Genomic DNA, 20,384 nt, shown 5'->3' on the forward strand with positions numbered 1-20,384 from the left:
CTTTCTCCTGCCTCACTGCCACATCCGCCGCATGACCAACATGCCCTGGTCCGCGTCGTCGATTGCTTCGGTCGCGCCCACCAGGCCGTCGGGGTGTTCGGCGATGGCGCGCAAGGTGTTGCTGTACGCGGTTTCGATGATCTGAGCGTCGTTGGCCTCGAAGGAGTCCTCGGCGTAGAAGACGACCACGCGCAACGCGTCACCGGGGAACAGCAGGTCCGGCGGGAAGATCATCACCAGCAGCGCGTTGTCGGTGGCGCCGCGTCCGGAGAACGACACCAGCTCCAGGTTCTCTTGTCCGAGTAGCTGTTCGAGCTCGTCGCGCCCGGACGGGTAGGACTGGTAGACGAACATGCTGTCGAAGAGCTTGCGCGCACCCGCGGTGCGGTTGGCCGAGGTGAGCCGGTACTGGTGGAACTCCATGAGTTCGCGGCGGCGGCTCTGCATCTCATCGAGGTGCTCGCGCCAGCTGCGGCCGGCGTCGAGCGCGATCGCGACCGGCACGGTGTTGACGAAACAACCGATCGCGGTATCGATCTCGTCGATCTCGGCGGGGCGGCCGGAGACCACCTCACCGAAGACGGTCGCGTCCTCGCCGGTCACATAGCGCAGCACATTGGCCCAGGCCAGCTGGCAGATCGCGCTGAAGGTGGTGCCGGTCTCGGAGGCCAGCGTGGTGAGCTTGTCACCGACTTCGGTGTCGATCATGAAGCTGTGCGCGGCGGGCACCGCGTCGCCGCCGGTTTCCCGGCCCGGCGCCACGATGCACGGCTGCACCTGGTCCAGGTACTTCGACCAGACGGCCTCGGTCTCGGCCTCCCGTGCCTGGGTGAGCCGCAGGAATTCGGCGAAGGTGCCCGGATTGCCCAGCGGTGCGGCGGCGCCCTCGGTGGCGTAGGCGGCGAAGATCTCGCGCGGCAGCAGCTGTCCGGACCAGCCGTCGGTGAGGATGTGGTGCGAGGTGAGCACCAGCATGTGCTCGTCCTCGGGCAGGTGCACGACGGTGGCGCGCATGAGCGGGCCGCGGGACAGGTCGAACTGGCCGGCCTGATCGGTGTCGAGGAATTCCTGCAGCTTCTGCTGGGCGTCGGGCCGGTCGCGGTAGTCGACTTCGCTGGTCACGAACGTCATCCGGTCGGCGACGATGGCGTAGGGCTGCCCCGCGTGCGAGACCGAGACCGCCACCCGCAGATTCGGATACCGGTTGAGCACGGTGTCCAGCGCCCGCCCCAGCCGTGGCACGTCGAGCGCGCCGGTGACCGAGATGGTGGTCTGCACGGTGTAGGCGTCGCGCCCGGCACTGCTGATCGCGGTGAAGTACAGACCGGCCTGCAGCGGTGCCAGCGGGTAGACGTCGGCGTAGTCGCCGTAGAGGTTGTGCCAGCGGTCCAGGTCCAGCTGGGTGACGTCATGGGCGAGCACATCGCTCGGGGTGAGCCTGCGCGCCGGATCATCGCGCACCGCTTTGGCCAGTTCGCGCAGCGCACCCGCCCACAGCTCGGCGAGTTCGCGCACCTGCTCCTCGGCCAGCGGGCCGGAGGGGTAGCGGAAGGAGGCGTGCAGGGCGGGCGCATCGCCTTCGACCAGGGCTACCGTGTTGATGTCGAGCAGCGCGGCGGCGGGCTGGTTTGGCCCGGCATGGCCGCCGAGATAACCGAATTCGGGTGCGGCATCCCATTCCGCCGCCTGCTCGGCGAGCGCGAAACGACCCATGTAGTTGAAGCTGAGCTGCGGTGCCGGGTGAGACTGCAACTGCGCCTTCGTATCCGGGTTCAGCCAGCGCAACAGCCCGTAGCCGATGCCGGATTCCGGCACCGCGAGTAGCTGCTCCTTCACGGCCTTGACCGCCGCGACCATCTCCGGCTCACCGGAACCGGCCACCTCGAGCGCGACCGGGTAGGCGCTGGTGAACCAGCCGACGGTATTGCCGAGATCGGCTCCGGCGAACAGGGTTTCGGCGCGGCCGTGCCGTTCCATGGTGAGCGAGACGGTCGCACCGTCGCGGTCGTGCGCGCGGCGGTAGCGGTGGGTGGCCACGGCCAGCGCCGCCACCTGGATGTCGAGGAAATCGCAGCCGAAGGCCTGGGCCGCGGTCGTCATCAGGAAGGTGGTGTCGTCGGCGTCGAGTTCGGTGGTCACTTCGCACACGGTGGCGACGGTGTCGCGGGCCGGGTCGAAGGCGCTGTCGCCGAGCAGCGGGTCAGCGGTGGCGGCCACGGTCTGCCAGTAGGGCAGCTCACCGGCGAGGGTTTCGCTGCCCGCCAGTTGCACCAGGTTGGTGTTCCAGGTGCGCACCGAGGTTCCGGTGCCGTCGAGTTCCTCGCCTGCCCAGAGCTGGCGCAGGTCGTCGTGGATGATGCGCCAGGACACGCCGTCCACCACCAGGTGATGGATGACCAGCAGCAGCCGTCCCGTCGCCCGGTCGGCGGTGCGAACCCAGACGGCGCCGAACATCGCGCCCGCGGCGGGATCCATGGCCTCGGCGGTGCCGCGCAGCTGCTCGGCGAGGGTATCGGCGGCCGCCCGGTCCCAGTCCGACGCGTCGAGTTCGACCTCGGTGAGCGCCGGATAGTCGAACGGTTCGCCCGGTGCGGGCACGTAGTAGGCGGTGTTGCCTGCCGGGTCGGCACCGATTCGGGCGCGCAGCAGCGGATGCCGGTCGACCAGGCCGCGCAGCATCGCTGCCAGCCGGTCGGCGGTCGCGTCGGCCGGCGTGACGACGGCGGTGGCCTGGCTGTAGGCGCGGTAGGTGTCCGCGGGACGCTCGGTGAGCAGAGCCGCGATCGGGCCGAGCGGAATCCAGCCGGTGTCGGCGCCCGCGTCCACCAGTTCGGGTGCGCCGGATTCGGCGATCGGCTCGGTGGCCGCGGCGATCGCGGCGATCGTGCGGGCCTCGAACAGGGTGCTGGTGGTGATGGACAGTCCGCGCTTCTTCAACGCCGACGCCATCCGGATGGCGCTGATCGAATCGCCGCCGAGGGCGAGGAAATCGTCGTCGGCGGCCAGTTCGGTGCTCTCGGGAATACCGAGCACCTGCCGGACCACCTCGGCGACAGCGATTTCCGCGTCATCGCGCAGGGCGCGGCCGCGGCCGGTGGAACCGCCGAGATCCGGCACCGGCAGTGCCTTGCGGTCGAGTTTGCCGTTGGCGGTCAGCGGCAGCGCGGGCAACCGCACGAGCGCGGCCGGGATCATGTAGTCCGGCAGCCGTTCGGCGAGGAAGGAGCGGATGGCGCCCGCGTTCTCGTCCTCGGGATCGGTCTCGAACGTCGAACCGGGTTCGGGGACGTAGTAGCCGGCCAGCGCGGCGTCGGCGCCCTTGGCGACGGCGATCACCGCGGCGGAAACGATGCCGGGCACCTGCCGCAGCACCGCCCCGACTTCGCCGAGTTCGATGCGGTGGCCGCGGATCTTGACCTGATCGTCGACCCGGCCGAGGTATTCCAGCCGGCCGCGCGCGTTCCAGCGCACGATATCGCCGGTGCGGTACATGCGGGCGCCGGGTTCGTCGGCAAACGGGCATGCCACGAAGGTGCCCGCGCTCAGGCCGGGCCTGCGGTGATAGCCGCGGGCGAGCTGTACGCCACCCAGGTACAGCTCACCGATGACGCCGGTCGGCACCTGCCGCAGCTGCTCGTCGAGCACGTACACAGTCGAATTGGATTCCGGCACACCGATGAGCGCGGGTCCCTGCTCGGGGGCACCGTCGAAGTCTTCGTGGGTGATGTCCATCGACGCCTCGGTGGGCCCGTACAGGCCGAGCACGGTGCCGCCGAACACCTTGCTCGATTCCTCCACCAGCGCCGGGGGCACGGCCTCGCCGCCGAGGTAGACGAACCGCATCGACTGCAGGCGCGCGGGATCGGGGCCCGCATCGAGGAAGGCGCGGACCACGCTGGGCACCAGCGAGATCTGGGTGATCTTGTGCCGGTCGATGATTCCCGCCAGCGCCTCCACATCGGCCTGCCACCACTCCGGATGCGGCAGCACCGTCGCCGAACCGGTGCACAGCGCGTTGACCAGCTCGAACACCGACACGTCGAAGCCGATCGGCGCCTTCTGCAAGATGCGTTCTGCGCCGAAGCCGAGATGATCGCGCATCCACTGCACATGGTTGGCGACACCGCGGTGATGGATGATCACGCCCTTGGGGCGGCCGGTGGTGCCGGAGGTGTAGAGCAGGTAGGCGGCATCGAGCGGGTGGATCGGCCGATCCAGTTCGGTGATCTCGAGCGGCGCGTCGTCCAGTTCCGCCAGCTCGGCACGGACCCCCGGATCGGCAAGATCGACCACCGGCACCGAGTTCTGCACCGGCAGCTCGCGATCGCCGGACACCGAGCGGATCATCAGCGCCGGATCGGCGTCACCGAGCATGTACTCGATGCGGTCGGCGGGATAGCTCGGATCGAACGGCACATACACCGCTCCGGCCCGCAGGATCGCGGCGAACGCGACGGGCAGGTGCTCGGACCGTTCGGCGAACACACCGACTCGGTCGCCGGCGCCCACCCCGCGCCCGCGCAGCAGCCGGGCCACACGATTGACGTACGAATCGAATTCGGCGTAGGTGAGGCTGGTGTCCTCGAACACCACCGCCACCCGCTCGGGATAGTTGCGGGCGGAGTCGCGGATCATCGCGTCGGCGGTTTCCGGGGCGATCGGCACCCGCGGCCCCGGCGTCCACGCCGCCAGCTTCGCGCGGTCGGAGTCCGACAGCACCAGCAGCCGGTTCAGCGCGACCTCGGCGTCGGCATGGGCGAGCATCTGGTCGATGTATTCGTGCAGCCGCTCGATGGTGGCCGGGTCGAACAAGTCGGTGCGGTAGGTGATCTGCACGTCCACCCGATCGGCGTGCATGAACGCTTCCACCGCCACCGGCAGCAGCGAGGCGCCGTGATCGGCCAGGTGCCAGCTGGTGCTGACGCCGGGCAGCTGCGGGCCGTCGATCTTCTGCTGCAAGAACAGCACCATGGTGTCGAACAGCTTGGAGCCGACATTGCCGGTGGCGCGGTTGACCGCGCGGACGATGGCTTCCTGCGGGAAGGTCTTGTGCCGGAACGCCTCCGTCGTCACCCCGCGCACATGATCGACCAGATCGGCGAAGGTGCGGGCGTCGGCGCCGGTGAAGCGCAGCGGCAGCATATTGCTGAGGTTGCCGATCAGCAGATCGCTGCCCGACTCCTCGCGGTTGGCGACCGTGGTGCCGACGACCACCTCGGACTGGCCGGTGACCTGGCGCAACGCGAGGTAGTAGGCGGCCAGGAACACCTGGAACGGGGTGGCGCGCAGCTGGGAGCTGAGGGCGCGCAGGTTGGCGTCGGCGCGGCCGGACAGCAGCCGGTCCATGCGGTCGCCGCGTTCGGTGACGACGGCGGGCCTGCGGTCATAGGGCAGCTGGAGTTCGGGTACCTCGCCGTCGAACTGGGCGGCCCAGAACTCGGATTCGGCGGTGTGATCGGCCTCGGCGAAGCGGTCCTGTTCCCATTCGGCGAAATCGGCGACCTGCCGCTCCAGCGGTTCGGGTCGCGGTTCGCCGGCCAAAGCCTGCTGGTAGAAACGTTCGACGTCGCGTGAGAGGGCGGGCAACGTCATCCCGTCCCAGGCGATGTGCTGGATGACGAGGATGACGACCGTGGTCTCGGCGTCGGCGCGCAGGAATGTCAACCGCAGCGACGACTCGGCCGCCAGATCGAAGGTCTCGTGCGCGGCGGCGGCGACCAGCTCATCGATGCGGCGGGTGGTCTCGGCCGGGTCGAGCTCGGTCAGATCCAGTTCGGCCACGCGCGGCGGGAGTTCGGCGTGGATGCGCTGGTACGGTTCGCCCTGCTCATCGGTGTGGTACGTGGTGCGAAGCACCTCGTGCCGCTGCGGCAAGGCCAGAAACGCACGCCGCAGAGCGTCGTAGTGCACCTCGCCATGGAAGGTGAGCGCCAGACACAGGTTGTAGGCGGTGCTGTCGGGCGAGATCTGCTGATGGGCGAACACATAGCGCTGCCCGAACGACAGCGGTGCCCGCTCGGGATCCCGGCGCGCGGGCACCGCCGGGGTGGCGGCCAGGCCCTCCTGCGCGAGCCGGGCCCGCATCGCTTCCTGAAGGTCGTCCAGCGATCGCATCTACGTCAAACCATTTCTCGTACGTTGGGTTACCGGCCGTCATGGCCGGTACAGGTCAGCGCGCCGGAGCGGGTTCCGGAACGCTCACCTGCGCCAGTTCCAGCAGGATCCGCGCCACCTGTTCCAGCCGGCCCTCGGTGGTCTCGGTGGCCTGGAGGCGTTCGGTGATGCCGCGCACCGTGCGGCCCTCCAGCACGCCGGTGACGCCGAAACTCTCGACGCCGAGCAGGCCGCGGATCTTGGCGGTGAGGGTGGTGGCCAGGATCGAATTGCCGCCGACGTCGAAGAAGTCGGTCTCCACACCGATGCGTTCGATGCCGAGCACCTGCGCGGTGATGTACTCGACCGCCGCCTCCAGTTCGGTGGCCGGCGGCACGTAGGTGTCGCGGGCACCCGGGTCGTCGCTGCTGAGCAGGCGCCGGATCGCGGCCCGGTCGAGCTTGCCGTTCGCGGTCAGCGGGATGTCCTCGAGCACCCGGATGACCTCGGGAATCATGTGCGCGGGCAACAGGTCCCGCAGCTGCTGCTCGATCGACTCGGCCGTCACCGCCTCGGCGTGCACGGCCGCGACCAACCGGCCAGAGTCCGTCGCCAGCGCCACCGCTTCGCGGACGCCCGGCAGCGCGGCCAGCGCGGATTCCACCTCGCCGAGCTCGACGCGATAGCCGCGGATCTTCACCTGATGGTCGGCGCGGCCGAGGAAATCGACGGTGCCGTCGGGCAGGTAGCGGGCCAGATCGCCGGTGCGGTACCAGCGCACGCCGTCGTGTTCGACGAAACGCTGCGCGGTCCGATCCCGGTCGCCGCGGTAGCCGTCGGCCACGCTGACGCCGCCGATCCACAGCTCGCCCACCACCCAGTCCGGGCAGTCCTCGCCGCGCTGATTGACCACGCGCAGCTGCACATTCGCCAGCGGGGTGCCGTACGGGACGTTGGCCCAGTCGGCCGGGAAGGCGTCGGTGACCTCGCAGACGGTGGAGTGGATGGCGGTTTCGGTGGTGCCGCCGAGGCCGGCGAAGCGCAGGCCGGGGACCTGCGCGCGCAGCCGGTGGCCGAGTTCGGCCTTCACCCGATCGCCGCCGGTGATCACCACGCGCAGTGAACGCAGCTGTTCGGCGGTCGCGGTGTCGAGCAGCATGGTGATCAGGCCCGGCGCGCAGTTCAGCACGGTGACGCCGCGGTCGGCGATCAGCTCGGCCCAGGCCTGGGCATCGCGTTCGGTCTCGGTGTCCACGCATACCAGCGCGCCGCCCAGCGACAGCGGGCTGAAGATGTCGAACACCGACAAGTCGAACTCCAGCGACGACAGGCCGATCGTGGCATCGTCGCTGCCCAGGTCGAAGTGGGCGGCGATGGCGTCGATGGTGTTGGTGGCCGCGCGATGGCCGACCTCCACGCCCTTCGGTTCGCCGGTCGAGCCGGAGGTGAACAGCACGTAGGCCACCGAGTCCGGGGCGCAGCTGTGCGGGGCGGGCAGCGGGTCGGCGGTGAGCGCGGTACTCAGGTCCACGCCGGTGACCTCGGCGGGCAGCTCGATGACGTCGTCGATGAGCGCGACCCGCACGCCACCGCGTTCCAGGATCCGCTCCCGCCGCGCCTTCGGCTGGCCGGTGCCGATCGGCAGGTACGTGGCGCCCGCGGCGAGCACGCCGAGCACGGCCGGAATCTGGCGGTGCCCCTTCGGCACGATGACGGCCACCGTATCGCCGGGCCGCACGCCCGCATCGGTGAGCGCCCTTGCCACCGACAGGGCCTGGCCCGCCAGCTCGCCATAGGTGGCCGAGCCGTCGCGCCAGCGCAGCGCCTCCCGGCGCGGGGCGCGCTCGGCATGGGCGAAGAAGGCGTCGTGCAGGTTGCGTTCGCCCAGGTCGGCCGCGGTGTTGTTGACCGATTCCCGTACTGCCTGCTGGTTTTCCGGAAGCTCGATGGCCAGCTCCGCGTGCCAATCGGCGTCCGGCTCGACCAGCGCGTCCAGCGTGTTGCGGAACCGCTCGAACATCGCCTCGGCGACACCTTCGGGCAGCGCGTCGCGGCGGATGTCCCAGTTCACCAGCAGACCGCCGTCGAGTTCGGCCACCTGCGCGTCCAGGTCCACCTGCGGGCCCTGCGACAGGATCCACACCGGGCGGCCGAACACGCGGGTGACCCGGTCGGCGAACAGCTCACCCAGGTCCAGGCCGGAGGTGAACACCACCGAGGGCGTCACCGGACCGCCACGCATCCGGCCCAGATCACGCAGCACATCGAGACCCTCGTAGTCGGCGTGCGCGGCGCAGGTGTGCAGTTCCTTCTGGAGCCGCTTGGCGCGCGCCAGCATGGATTCCGGTTCGCGGGCGTCGACGTCGACCAGCACGGAGTTGGTGAAATCGCCGACCACATTGTCGATGTCGTCGTGCAGCGGCTGGCGCGCGAACAGCGGCACGTTCAGCAGGAACCGCTGCTGCGCCGACCAGCGCGCGATGGCTTCGGCGAACACGGTGGCCAGGGCGACCGCCGGGGTGACGCCGTTGCCGTGCGCGTTGCGGTGCAGGCGGGCCTTGGCCTCGGCGTCGAACCAGTGGTGCAGGCGGATGCTGCGCGAGGGATCGGGGCGCTCGCTTTCCGGGACCACCGGCAGCGAGGGAATATCGGGGAAGTCGAGAATGCGGTTCTCCCACCACTTCTCCTCTTCGGAGTTGTCCGGCGCGGTGCGCTCTTTCTCGGCTAGATATTCGCGGAAGGTGAAGCCGATGGGCGCGAGATCATCGGCATCGGATTCATAGAGGGCGGCCAGATCGTCGAGGATGCGGCGGTAGCTCTGCGCATCGGCGGCCAGCATGTCGACATCCAGATGCAGGCGGTGTTTGCCGCCCGGGAGCAGGGTGACGGTGATGTCGATGACCTGGCCGCGTTCGACGTCCATCCGCTGATGGCTCTTGTCCTGACGCAGGCGTTCGAGTTCGGCTTCGGGCTCGGCGTGCCCGCTCAGATCGACGACGCGGAAGATCTGCGGCGGCTCCGGCAGCACCCGCTGGGTACCGCTGTCGAGGAACTGCGCGCGCAATTGTTCGTGGCGGCGCACCAGCCGGACGACGGCGCGTTCGAGGCGATCGGCCTGCACACCCGCACCGTCGAATTCGACGTAGAGGTGCGCGGCCACACCGCCGAGCCGCTGATCCTGGCGGCGGCCCATCCAGTAGGCGTGCTGCATGGTGGCCAGGCCGAATTCCGCCGAGGCGTCGGCGGGGGCGGCCGGGGCGGCGGGCTGCGGGGCCGGTTCGGGTGCCTGCGCGGCGCCGCCGCCGAGCATGCGGGTCCACGCCTCGATCGTCGGCTCCAGCGCGAGTTCGGAGCTGCGAACCTCATAGCCGCGCTTGCGCCACTTGGCCGAGAGCTGCATGAGCATCATCGAATGCATGCCGAGGCTGACGAGATCGTCGTCGTAACCCACCGATTCCGGCGGGACGCCGATCGCCGCCGCCACAATCTCGCGAACTTCCGCCTTGTCGAGCATCGGACTCCTCACCAGCAAGATCAGCCTCACCAAGCCGTAGGCAAGCCTTGCCTAACCTACCGAGGCATCGTAACGCATGGGTTCGGCCGTCCCCTAGCCGTGTGGTTTGGCTAACCTAATCATGCCGTGGCGGGGCTGATCAGCGATGCCCGACTTCCCCGTAGCGGGACGCGATCGCACCTCCCCGCTCGCGTCGCGCCGATCCCTCGAACCGTCGGCACTCGCCTGACCAGCGCCGAGCGCGACCGCCCCGAAACCCTGGTCCACGCCGATATCGGATTCACGGGGATTTCGGTCGAAATGATCCGCCGGACACGGTGCCGCGGGGCGGGGTTGGGCAGTAGTCTGGGCGCGTCCGACGGCGACTCCCGCCGCCGATGAAGGGATACCGTTGCTTCGCAAGGCGTTCATTGCCGCTGCCGCCGCGCTCGCCGCGGCGATCGCGCTCGGCGGCACCGCAGGTCCGGCGGCTACCGCCCCCCTCCCGGCGCGCACCCAGGTGGTTCCCGCGCCGCCCGCGTTCGAAGGTCTGGATCCGTGCTCACTGGTCCCGCAGGGCGTGGCCGATCGGGTGAGTGGCGTCCCCGGTATCCAGCCCATCCGCCAGCCCGGCCTCGCCCCCGGCCAGCACCTGGACAACTCCGACGGTTGCAGTTGGATGGCGGGCGAGGTGGAGCGCATCGGCGTGATGTTCTGGGTCCGTCAGCGCGTCGAGGAATTCCCGCAACCCGACGATCCCACCGCCCGCCGCCTCATGCAGCAATTCGGCCGCCCCTTCCAGGTCTTCCTCCCCCACCCGGGCGAGAACGCCGAATATTGCAGCATCACCGCCCCTTACAGCGGCGACCGCGAGGTGACCGTCATCCTCCGCTCCCCCGCCCCCGGACCCGCCCCGGTCACCCCGGCCGATAATCCGTGCTCGCGCAACGTCGATGCGCTCGGGTCCATTTTCGGGGCCGTGCCCTGGGCGTGAGCGCGGTTCCCTCACCGATTCGGTGATGCCGGGCACCGGATGCTGCGGTCGGCGTACGAATTCGCCCCACCGGAGCGCGCTCAAGCTGCGATGCAGTGCATCCGGCGGGCGCTTGGTCCGGCACCGAAGTCCCATAGCCGTGTGAGGATGGTTCGATGACCGATCCCAGGCCCGACCACGTGAAGGTCCATTTTCGGATGGACATCGACGAACAGGGCTGGCCGCCGGCAAGCATCGAGAGCCTGTGGGCGATCGATCTCGGTGACGGCACGGTCCGATTGGACAACACACCCTGGTTTGTTCGCGGAATCGCCCGCGGAGACATCATCGCGGTGCAGCCGGACGACGACGGCCTGCTGTGGGCCGGGGATGTGGTCCAACCGTCGGACAACTGCACCTTCCGCTTGATCGTGCTGAAGGACGACGGCTCGGCTGCCGCTCGACAGAGCGTTCTGGATATATTCCACCGGCTCGGCACCACCGGCGAAGGAATAGAGCGTTTCCGGATGGTCGCCTTGGAGGTACCGGCACACGCAGACCTGCCAAAGGTCCGCGAGCTGCTGGAACATGGTGCAGAACAGAGCTGGTGGCACTGGGAGGAAGGTTGTGTCACCGCAGCCTGGAGAGCCACGGCCGGCAATGGCTGATGCGGGATCACCCCACGTCACCGTCTCTCTCACCACGAAGCCTGCGGTGAACCGCCTCTAGCATTTCGTCGAGAGTGCGCCGCTCGCTGGGCATCCCGTACTCGTCGAGCATCGACCAGGTGCCGTCATCCCAGTGCACCCACCCACACGGTTCGCCTTCCGGATCGTTCACCGCAAATACCGCTCTGCCCGCTGATCCGGGGTAATCGCCCCTATCGCAACAAGAGTCCGATACGCATCCCGCTTATGCGGGCAGGATTCGATACTGCATCGGCGATGCACCTGCATCAGACCATGCGCCGTACGCGCCGACATGCGCGGCGCCCGCGCGGTGATCGGCGGTTCATCTTCGCCGAAGGTGTAGGGAAGTAAGTAAATGAGGACGAGCAGTAGTACGGCGATCGAACCGGCCACGGTGAGCGCGGCGATGTAGTCCGACATCTGATCCCCTGCGGTTGTTGGGTTGGTAGGAACCGCCCGGCGCCGGGGATGAGGGGCACGCACCCGGCGTCGGGGGCTGGGATCAAAGTTAAGGTTCGATGAATGTTCGATTGTTCGAAGATTGTTCGATACATCGCTGGTAGCTTGAGGTGATGATCGAAGGCGAATCGGTCGGCGCTCGAATCGCGCGAATCCGCAAGCTACGCGGCATGACTCAACACCAGCTCGCCGCCGCGGCCAACGTCTCGCGCTCGATGCTCGCCCAGGTGGAGAAGGGGCACAGTTCCGCGTCCACGGTGTGGGTGGGCGCGGTGGCGAACGCTCTGCGGGTGGACGCCTCCCGGTTGTACGGCGACGATGAGCCCGAACAGCTTTTGGATGTGCTGCCGATCCTGCGCCGCACGCTCGCCGCCACCGATTTGATGGACCCTGATCTGGAGCCCGAACCGATCGAGCAGCTGCGCGCACTGTCGGCCAAGGTCAGCCAGTGGCGGCGGGACACCCAATACCGCAAGATCGTCCAGGTGCTGCCCGACCTGGTCGACCGGCTGCTCATCTCGGGCAACGAAGCCGGCGAACCGGCGTACGCGCTACTCACCGACGCCTACCGAGCGGCGAACACTGTGGCGCACAAGCTCGGATACTCCGACCTGTCGTTGACCGCGACGGAACGAATGGAGTGGGCGGCGACGCGTTCCGGCGATCCGTTGCTGCTGGCGACCACCCATTACGTTAAAGCGGCAACGCTGGCCCGTGTCGGCGCATCACAGCACGCGCTGCGCTTGCTGACCCGCTCGATGGCCGATATCGAACCGATCGTGGACGATGACGCCGCAGCAGCTGCCGTGTACTCGATCCTGCACATGCGCGCAGGCACCATCGCCGCGGCCGCCGGAGACGCCGACGCCTCGCGGTCCCATCTCGCCGAGGCCGAGCGGCTGGCCCGCGGCTTCGGCGATCGCATCATCTACGACACCCCGGTCGGCCCGACGAACGTCAAGCTCTATCAGGTGTGCGCCGAAGTCGACCTCGGCGAGCCCGGCCGCGCGATCGACGTCGCCCGCGGCACCCGGCTCCAGAAGAGCACACCGATCGAACGCCAGGCCTACTTCTGGCTCGACACCGCCCGCGCGCACCTACTCAACGGCGACCCCGACGCGGCCATCACCGCCCTCTACGAATCCCGGCTGGCCTCGCCCGAACATTTCCGGTCGTCACCGACGGTGAAGAACATCGTGAAAACCGCCGCCACTCAGCAACGCCGAGCATCCGACAGCCTGCGAAGCCTCGCCAACTACGCGGGGCTCGCCGACTGACAAGATGGCTCAGCTCGAACCGTAGGAAGGAACTCCGTTGCGCGTCGCTGTCACCGGCCACATGAACATCACCCCGGACACGGCGAAGCTGGTGTACGACCGCATCGTGCAGGTGTTGGAGGGGTGCGAGGGGCTGGTCGGTGTCAGCTGCATCGCGCGAGGTGCGGATTCGGTGTTCGCCCAGGCGGTTTTGGACTGCGGTGGGCGGCTCGAAGTGGTGTTGCCGTCGCGCAACTACCGCGAGCGCAAGGTGAAGCCCGACCACGCAGAGTTGTTCGACCGCCTGCTGGGCCGTGCCGCGTCCGTTCATGTCATGGACTTCGACGATGCCGGGCGCGAGGCCTACGAGGCCGCCAATGCCCAACTGCTGCTGGGCGCCGATCAGCTGATCGCAGTGTGGGACGGCGAGGTCAGTGAGCGCGGCGGCACCGGAACCGTCGTCGAACTCGCCCGCGCGGCCGGCGTCCCCGTGGACGTCGTGTGGCCCAAAGGGTCCCAGCGGGAGTAATCACGCCGGACTCGCCGACTGACCGGCCACCGCTCCAAGAGCCCCACCCCACTGAACCCCGACGAGCTGGCACATACCTTCTCGCGCCCAGCCTGCGTGTCGGCCCGGCGTGTCGGTCGAGAAGCTATGTGCGGGATAGCCCGCGTGGCGGGTTCAGGCTTCGGCGAAGGTTGTGAGGGTCTGCAACCAACGGGTGGTGCGGGCTTCGACTTCGGCGTCGTCCAGCACCCGCGAGTTCAGATCGAATTGGGCTACCAGTGCGGGCCGTTCGTCGCGACTCACCACTGCTGTGGTGATGTCGACGGTGAACCGCAGCGGGAGGTCCGGGTGGCCGGATATGCCGAATTCGGAGGTGAAGTCGGATAGGGGGGCGGGGGTCCAGGGGCCGGTGCCGAATTGGAGGACGTCGAAGCGGCCCAGGTGGTTCAGGCGGAGTTGGGCGCGGGCTTCGAGGGTGCGGTCGGTGAGGTCGGGGCGGCCGTGGGTGGGGGTCCAGTCTCGATACTTGTTGTGTGGGATCGAGACGGTTTCCTCGACGGTGAACCAGCCGACGCGGCGGGTGTCGTCGTCGGCGGGGCGGCCGTGGGTTTCGCGGGTGAGGGCGATTCGGCCGGAGTCGTCGGCGGTGTCGGGGAACGCCAGCGCACAGGCCAGGATCAGGGCGTCGTCCAGTGGCACACCGGTTTCGGTGCAGCGGGCCAGCAGGGCTTCGGTGTGGTCGGGGCCGAGTTCGACCACGCGCTGGACGGTGTCGGTGGCGCGGTCGGTAAGCGGGTCGGTGAGGCGGCCGCCCAGGGGGGTTCCCAGGATCGTGGGTGGGGTCGACTGCGGCCTGGTCGACGCGGTGTCCGCGCCGGGTTCGCCGACCGGGTCGCTCGCGGCCGCACCGGCGGGGTGGTCGGTGCCTGTCGAACCGGTCTCGTTGAGCGGCGCCGAGCCCTGCTCCATGCGGCGCAGATCGTCGACGAGGATCAACCACGAGACGACGTCGACCGCCAAGTGGTGGACGGAGAGCAGCAGGCGCCGATGCGGGCCATCCAGTACGGTCGCAGCGACCATGCGCCCGGCATCGGGGTCGAGGCGGGCGACCGTGTCGGCGAGGTGGGCAGCGCTGTCGGTGTCGCCGGAGACGATGCTCAGCAGCTCGGCCGCGCTCGAGGTCTCCTCCACCAGCAGCGCGTACCCGCCGTCGACCATTGTCAGCCGGGAGCGCAGCGTCGGGTGGGCGAGGGCGAGCGCACCGAGACGCTCGATGATCTCGTCGGCGGAGACGTCGTCGGGCAGCGAAATCACCTGGCTCTGCGCCAGATAACGGTAGTTGCCGTTGGCGATGATCTCGTGGGCCAGCGGCGTCAACGGGAGGACCGTGCCCGGCGCGACCGCATCGGCTTCGGGCTCGTCCTCATCGGAACCGCGTTCATCCAGTACTCGCGCGAGATCGCGCAGGTCGGCAGCGCCGAGCACGTCTTTCGCACCCACCCGGTACCCCGCGCCGCGCAACCGTGACACCAGATCGATGACACCGATGCTGTCGATACCCAGATCGACCAGGCTGTCGGTGATCCCGACCCGGCTCGCACCCTCGCCCATCGCCGCGATCACCTCGAGCAGCGCACGCTCGGTATCGGTGGCCGGTTCGGCACCCGCACCACCGGCGATCGGCGCGGTGAGCAGCGCGGTGGCCGCGTGCACGTCGAGTTTGTCGTTGCGGTTCAACGGAATCTGATCGACATGCACGATGCGCGTCGGCACCAGGAACTGTGGCAGACGCCGGGCCAGTGCGGTCCGGATCTCGGCGGCGGACAGATCGGCGACCACGAGCGCGCCGAGCCTGGTCCGGCCGTTGTCCACGAACGCCAGCGCGGCCGCGTGAGCCACACCGTCGAGTTCACGCATCACGACGGTCGCCTCATCGGGCTCCACGCGGTAGCCGTTGATCTTCACCTGGCTGTCGATGCGGCCCTCGTACACGACGGTGCCGTCGGCCGCGCGACGCACCAGATCGCCGGTGCGGTAACGCCTTCCGTGCGGCCCGGCAACGAACGCCGCCGCCGTGGTCGCAGGACGCCCCAGGTAACCGACCGCCAGCTGCGGCCCGGATAGGTACAGCTCACCCTGCCCGCCCGGCGGCACCGGGCGCAGCCGATGATCGAGTACCTCGGCGGCCATATTGTCGAAGGTGTTGCCGATGGTCGGCGCGGCGTGATCGTGCACATCGGCCATCAGCGCCTCGACCGTGGTCTCGGTCGGGCCGTAGAAGTTGATGACGCGAGTGGTCGGCAGACCCTGCAACCGTCGCCAGGTATCGAGGCTGATCGCCTCGCCACCCAGCGCGAGGATCCGCAACGGGCAGCTCTCGACCCCATCGTCGCCGGTGCTGAACAACCCGGCGTCGATGAGCCGGTTCAACATGGACGGCGACGTATCGAAGATGTCGATGCCGTGCGTTGCGATAGCGCCGACGATCTGCTCGGCATCGGTGCGCACCTTGTCGCCGAGCAGAACCACGGCGTGACCGCTGAGCAGCGCGATCGTGGGCTGCCAGGCGGCATCGAAACCGGTGGACCAGCCGTGGCCGATGCGCAGCTGCCGCCCGGCCTCGGCGGCGGTCGGGGCGAAGATGCGCCGCTCGTGGGTGGACCAGTGGTTGAGCAGGGCGCGGTGCGGGACCGCGACACCCTTGGGGCGGCCGGTGGTGCCGGAGGTGAAGACGACGTAGAAGGGGGATTCCGGATCCGTCGGCGTTGCCGGTTGTGCCGCAGCGACATCCGGTTCGGCGAGGCCGGCCGCCGGTCCCGGAGCGCCTCCAGCGGAGACAACCGAGCCCGGCGCAGTCGACTCGGCGCCGGCACTTAGCTCGGCCGAATCGACAGGGGCTACCTGCCCACCATCGCCGCCGAGACCGGCTGCCACGCGCAGCCCAGCATCGCCGCCGAGGCCCGCTGCCACGCGCAGCCCACCAACGCCATCGGGAATCGCGTGCACACACTGCACGCCCTGAGCCCGGACCTCGGCGATAGCGTCCGCGAGCGCGTCATCGGCAAGCACGAACCGCGCGCCCGACACCTCGAGAATGTAGGCGAGCCGATCGGCGGGCGTCGCCGGATCGACGTGCACACACAGCGCCCCGGCGAGCCCGATGGCGAACGGCGCCTGCAACACCCGGCGATCGCGGGGCAGCATGACCGCGACGGCATCGCCGGGGCGCACGCCGACAGTGTTCAGTGCGCGCGCCAAAGTCTGGACCGCCGCGCCGAATTCGGCGAAAGACTGCTCGCCTTCATCGTCGATGACGGCGGTAGCACCGGCCGCGTCGGCGACGATGAAGGCGAGCAGCAGCTCAGGAACCGAACGCACCTCGGACAGTCGTCGGGCGACGTCATCGGGTGCCGGCGCCGCGTCTGCGTCACCCACCGAAGAGGATCCGCCTGCAACCGTCTTCGCCGAGGGTGAGACGCCGCCGTTATCCCCGGTCGGCACAGATCCGGTGGCCGTGGGGGGTGAGGCGTTGGCGTCCACCGGCTCCGCGGCACCTGCCATCTCGCGCCGGGCGACGATTCGCCCGTCGGCAGCGATCTCGGGCTCCGACAGTGCCGCCGGCTCGTCGTCGAGCAGAACACTCACATCGCACGCGCGCGGCGCATCGGCCAACCTGCGCACCACCGCGAGAACTCGGCGCGCCATCCGCTCCGGCTCGAACCGATCCACCAGATCGGGGCGGATTTCCACCCGGCAGATGAGCTGCCCGTGCTCCACCAGCGGAACGACCGTGATCGGGTAGTGGCTGAGGGAATCGACGCGGCGCGGGATCATGCGGGCCCCGCCGCCCATCGGCATCGCCGCGGTGACCGCGCCCATCGGGGAGTTCTCGAAAACCAGCAGGGTGTCGAAGAGCTGGCCGACGCCTGCGTGGCGGGTGATCTCGGAGATGCCGAGGTACTCGTGGGTCCGCAGTTCGGCCACCTGCTTTTGCAGCGGGGCGGCCACTTCGGCCGGTGCCCGCTGGTCCACCCGCACCCGGACGGGAATGGTGGTGATGAGCGCGCCGACGATGCGGTCGGCGCCGGGCAGGGTGGCGTCACGGCCGGAGGTGGTCTGGCCGAACACGACGTCGTCGCGGCCGGTGAGGCCGGAAAGGATACGCGCCCACGCTACTTCGAGAACCGTGTTGAGAGTGAGCCCGTTGGCCCGCGCCCACGCGGTGACGAATTCCGTTTCCTCGACACTGAATCGCGCCTCGCCGAGCACCGCGAGATCGGGTTCGGCCGGTGCGGGCGGGCCGACCATCGGCATCGGGGCCAGGTCGGCGAGGGCGGTGGTCCACGCGCGGACGGAGGCCTCGGTGTCCTTCTGCGCGATCCAGGCCGCATGGTCACGCAGCGGCGGCGCGGGCGGCAGCGCCGCGCCTTCCCCGCGATGCAGCGCGATCAGGTCGGAGAACAGCAGCGGAATCGACCAGCCGTCGACCACGATGTGATGCGCGGTGCAGATCAGTTGGTAGGTGGTGTCCGCGAGTCGGGCGGCGGTCACCCGGAACAGCGGTCCGTTGTCCAGATCGAGCCTGCGGCGCCCCTCGGCCCAGTAGATCTTCTCCGCCTCGGCCTCCGGATCGGCGGCACCGCGCAGATCGATCTCGTGCCAGGCGATCCGGCCGGCGGACGTCACGACCAGCACCGGATGCGGCAGCCCCTCGGTGAGCACCGCACCCGCCAGATGTGGATACCGTTGCAGCAGTTCGTCGAACGCGGTGCGCAGCCCCGACAGCTCGGTCAGGTTCTCGATCCGGACCGTGAAGGTGACCAGGTACGGGTCGACGCCCGGTGACATCGCGCTCACCGAATACAGGCCACGTTGTAGCGGCGAGAGCGCGATGACGTCGAGGATCTCGATACTCACTTGGCGCCGAACTTCCGTCCGAGCGCGCTCAACGCGGCGGCGTCCAGCCCGGACGCGCTCATCGGCGCCACCTCCTGCGCAGCGGGCTGGGCTGGCGAATCTGCCTTGCCTGCACCGTTTTCCAGCTGTTCGGCCAGCTCGTAGACGGCCGGATAGGCGAACACGGTCTGCACGTCGAGCACATGGCCCTGCTCGGCCAGGTCGGTGACCAGGCGAAGCGCGGCGATGCTGTCGCCGCCGAGGGAGAAGAAGGTGTCCTCACGGCCGAGGTCGTCGTCCTCGTCCAGATCGAGCACCTTGCGGATGGCGGCGGCGATCACGCGCTCGGCGTCGGTCTGCGGCTCGCCACCGAGGCCGGCGGTGGGGATCTCCAGCACGTCGTCGTCGGAGGCGGGGGTGAACAGGGGGCGCTCGTCGGGCGTCGCGTCGATGACGGCATCGGCTGCTTCGGCCCACGCGCTCGCGCGCTGCGCGAAACGCGAGGCGAAGACGCCGATTTCGGGCCGGCCGGCCAGTTCGATCGGGAAGTCGAGGGTCAGGGTGGCGCCGTCGGCGCCGAGGGCAACGTCCATCACGATGTCCACACCGTGCGGCCGGGCCGAGCGCCGCGCGACCTCGCGCACCTGCACTCCCCCGCTGCTCAGCGCGACCGGCGCGGCGTCGCGGACGGTCAGCAGCGCCTGGAACAGCGCGCCGTCGGCGAGTGCGGCGGTGCCGCGCAGCAGGTGGGTGATCCGCTCCACCCGGGGGCCCGCCTGCGCACGCGCCTGCGCCACGGTCTCGGCGGTCTCGGCGATCAGCGTCTTCGGCGTGCGACCGTTCGGCGCGATACGCAGCACGAGATGGTTGGCGAAGGGACCGACGACCTCCGCGGCCTCCGCCGAACGCGCCGGATCGGTGAGCCCGACCAGCGCATCGTCGCCGAGCCCGGTGTCGCGCAGGGCGGCGGCGGCGAGCGCGGCGAAGACGGCGGCGGCGTCACCGTCGGCGTGCACGCGCAACGCGGCGAGGGTCTCCGACGGCATGGTGAGCACTCGGCGGGCGATGCCGATACCGGGCGTGGACGAGGTGACCGGAACGCGAGCGGGTAGCTCGGCCAGCCGCTCGGTCCAGTACGCCAGCGCCGGATCGTTCGCCGCGGTGGCGGCCAGCGCCTTCAACTGCGCGGGCACGAAATCCGCGAACTGCTTCGCGGCACCGGGCTCGGCTCCGGCGTACGCGGCGAACAGGGCCGCCACGAACAGTTCGACCGAACGGTCGTCGGCGGCAATGGGATGCGCCGCGATCGAGAGCACATCGCGCCCGGGCAACCGGTACAGCCGCACCCGCAGCGGCAGACCCGCCACCAGGTCGAAGCGGTGCTCGGCGTCCTGGGCGAGGGCGAGTTCGAGATCGGTGTCGTCGGCGACGCTGCGGCCGATCTCCAGCACGGATGCGGGGGCGTCGACGACCCGCTGATACGGAATGCGACGGTCGTCGGGGAAGACGCTGCGCAGAATCGCGTGTTCGGTCAGCACCGCGATGAGAGCACGGTCCAGTGCGCTCGGGTCCACGTCCCCGGTGAGTTCGAGTGCGATGAACAGGTTGGCGGCCGGCCTGCGGTGCAGCCGCTCCGGCAGCAGCGCGGCCTGCTGGGCGGGAGCCAGCGGGACTCCACGATCACCGGAACCGGCGGCAGTCTTGGGCGCGGTCAGGTTCTGCACAAGCGAATCCGGCATTGCGATCCTCTACTCACTGATCGAAACGAACTGGGTGCGCGGGCGGTCGCGAAACCAACCACACCCCCGGGTAATAAGTTAGCCTATCCTTACCGACTGCCGCGAGTCGGCAGTCACCGAGCAGGCGGGGCCGGGGCGTCCCGCCGCGAGTTCCCCATCAGGGGTCCCGGCCGTAGAAGCGCGCCGAATCGCACGTGCTGATCTGGGCGCCGCCGCCCGGCGCGCGCAATCCGCGCGCAGCCGAGCCGGGCAGCGTCCATCCGCACAGCGCAATCCGC

Annotated in this window: 9 protein-coding genes; 4 read left to right on the plus strand and 5 right to left on the minus strand. The window is 69.4% G+C overall.

All coding sequences use genetic code 11. The features are described from left to right. Nucleotides 1-12: 12 nt before the first annotated feature. Both AC5W7N_RS00790 and AC5W7N_RS00795 read right to left on the minus strand, forming a co-directional pair. Nucleotides 13-6,114, minus strand: coding sequence for an amino acid adenylation domain-containing protein (locus AC5W7N_RS00790; protein WP_495923037.1), 6,102 nt, complete (start codon nt 6,112-6,114; stop codon nt 13-15). Between the two features lie 55 nt (nt 6,115-6,169). Next, nucleotides 6,170-9,607 carry a non-ribosomal peptide synthetase gene (locus AC5W7N_RS00795; RefSeq protein WP_495923038.1) on the minus strand — a complete coding sequence of 1,146 codons (3,438 nt, stop codon included), beginning with the start codon at nt 9,605-9,607 and terminating at the stop codon, nt 6,170-6,172. A 391-nt stretch (nt 9,608-9,998) separates the two neighbouring features. Between AC5W7N_RS00795 and AC5W7N_RS00800 the strand changes: the two genes are divergently transcribed. Both AC5W7N_RS00800 and AC5W7N_RS00805 read left to right on the plus strand, forming a co-directional pair. Continuing rightward, nucleotides 9,999-10,580 carry a DUF3558 domain-containing protein gene (locus AC5W7N_RS00800; protein ID WP_194989693.1) on the plus strand — a complete coding sequence of 194 codons (582 nt, stop codon included), beginning with the start codon at nt 9,999-10,001 and terminating at the stop codon, nt 10,578-10,580. A gap of 155 nt (nt 10,581-10,735) precedes the next feature. After that, nucleotides 10,736-11,227 (plus strand): DUF4265 domain-containing protein, encoded by a 492-nt coding sequence (locus AC5W7N_RS00805; RefSeq protein ID WP_194989692.1) that lies wholly within the window; start codon nt 10,736-10,738, stop codon nt 11,225-11,227. Between the two features lie 168 nt (nt 11,228-11,395). Here the strand turns inward: AC5W7N_RS00805 and AC5W7N_RS00810 are convergent, their stop codons facing one another. Continuing rightward, nucleotides 11,396-11,668 carry a hypothetical protein gene (locus AC5W7N_RS00810; protein ID WP_280213544.1) on the minus strand — a complete coding sequence of 91 codons (273 nt, stop codon included), beginning with the start codon at nt 11,666-11,668 and terminating at the stop codon, nt 11,396-11,398. Between the two features lie 209 nt (nt 11,669-11,877). On the opposite strand from AC5W7N_RS00810, the gene AC5W7N_RS00815 reads away from it, so the two are divergent. Then, entirely contained in the window at nt 11,878-12,984 is a 1,107-nt protein-coding gene (locus AC5W7N_RS00815; RefSeq protein ID WP_195020622.1) for a helix-turn-helix domain-containing protein, read from the plus strand. Nucleotides 12,985-13,021: 37 nt separating this feature from the next. Further along, the gene (locus tag AC5W7N_RS00820) at nt 13,022-13,492 is read left to right on the plus strand and encodes a hypothetical protein (RefSeq protein ID WP_495923039.1); all 471 of its coding nucleotides are present in this window, start codon (nt 13,022-13,024) and stop codon (nt 13,490-13,492) included. 153 nt (nt 13,493-13,645) lie between these two features. On the opposite strand, the gene AC5W7N_RS00825 is transcribed toward AC5W7N_RS00820, so the two are convergent. Both AC5W7N_RS00825 and AC5W7N_RS00830 read right to left on the minus strand, forming a co-directional pair. Continuing rightward, entirely contained in the window at nt 13,646-18,388 is a 4,743-nt protein-coding gene (locus AC5W7N_RS00825; protein ID WP_495923040.1) for an AMP-binding protein, read from the minus strand. Then, nucleotides 18,385-20,106, minus strand: coding sequence for a condensation domain-containing protein (locus AC5W7N_RS00830; RefSeq protein ID WP_495923042.1), 1,722 nt, complete (start codon nt 20,104-20,106; stop codon nt 18,385-18,387). Before AC5W7N_RS00830 ends, AC5W7N_RS00825 begins: the two co-directional genes overlap by 4 nt. Between the last annotated feature and the right edge of the window lie 278 nt (nt 20,107-20,384).

The sequence above is a fragment of the Nocardia sp. CDC519 genome (assembly GCF_059509835.1).

What these genes read in the sequence shown, in the direction of transcription:
- AC5W7N_RS00790 (WP_495923037.1), bottom strand. Translation starts at nt 6,114, where the DNA reads ATGCGATCGCTGGACGACCTTCAGGAAGCGATGCGGGCCCGGCTCGCG.
- AC5W7N_RS00830 (WP_495923042.1), bottom strand. Translation starts at nt 20,106, where the DNA reads ATGCCGGATTCGCTTGTGCAGAACCTGACCGCGCCCAAGACTGCCGCC.
- AC5W7N_RS00815 (WP_195020622.1), top strand. Translation starts at nt 11,878, where the DNA reads ATGACTCAACACCAGCTCGCCGCCGCGGCCAACGTCTCGCGCTCGATG.
- AC5W7N_RS00805 (WP_194989692.1), top strand. Translation starts at nt 10,736, where the DNA reads ATGACCGATCCCAGGCCCGACCACGTGAAGGTCCATTTTCGGATGGAC.
- AC5W7N_RS00795 (WP_495923038.1), bottom strand. Translation starts at nt 9,607, where the DNA reads ATGCTCGACAAGGCGGAAGTTCGCGAGATTGTGGCGGCGGCGATCGGC.
- AC5W7N_RS00810 (WP_280213544.1), bottom strand. Translation starts at nt 11,668, where the DNA reads ATGTCGGACTACATCGCCGCGCTCACCGTGGCCGGTTCGATCGCCGTA.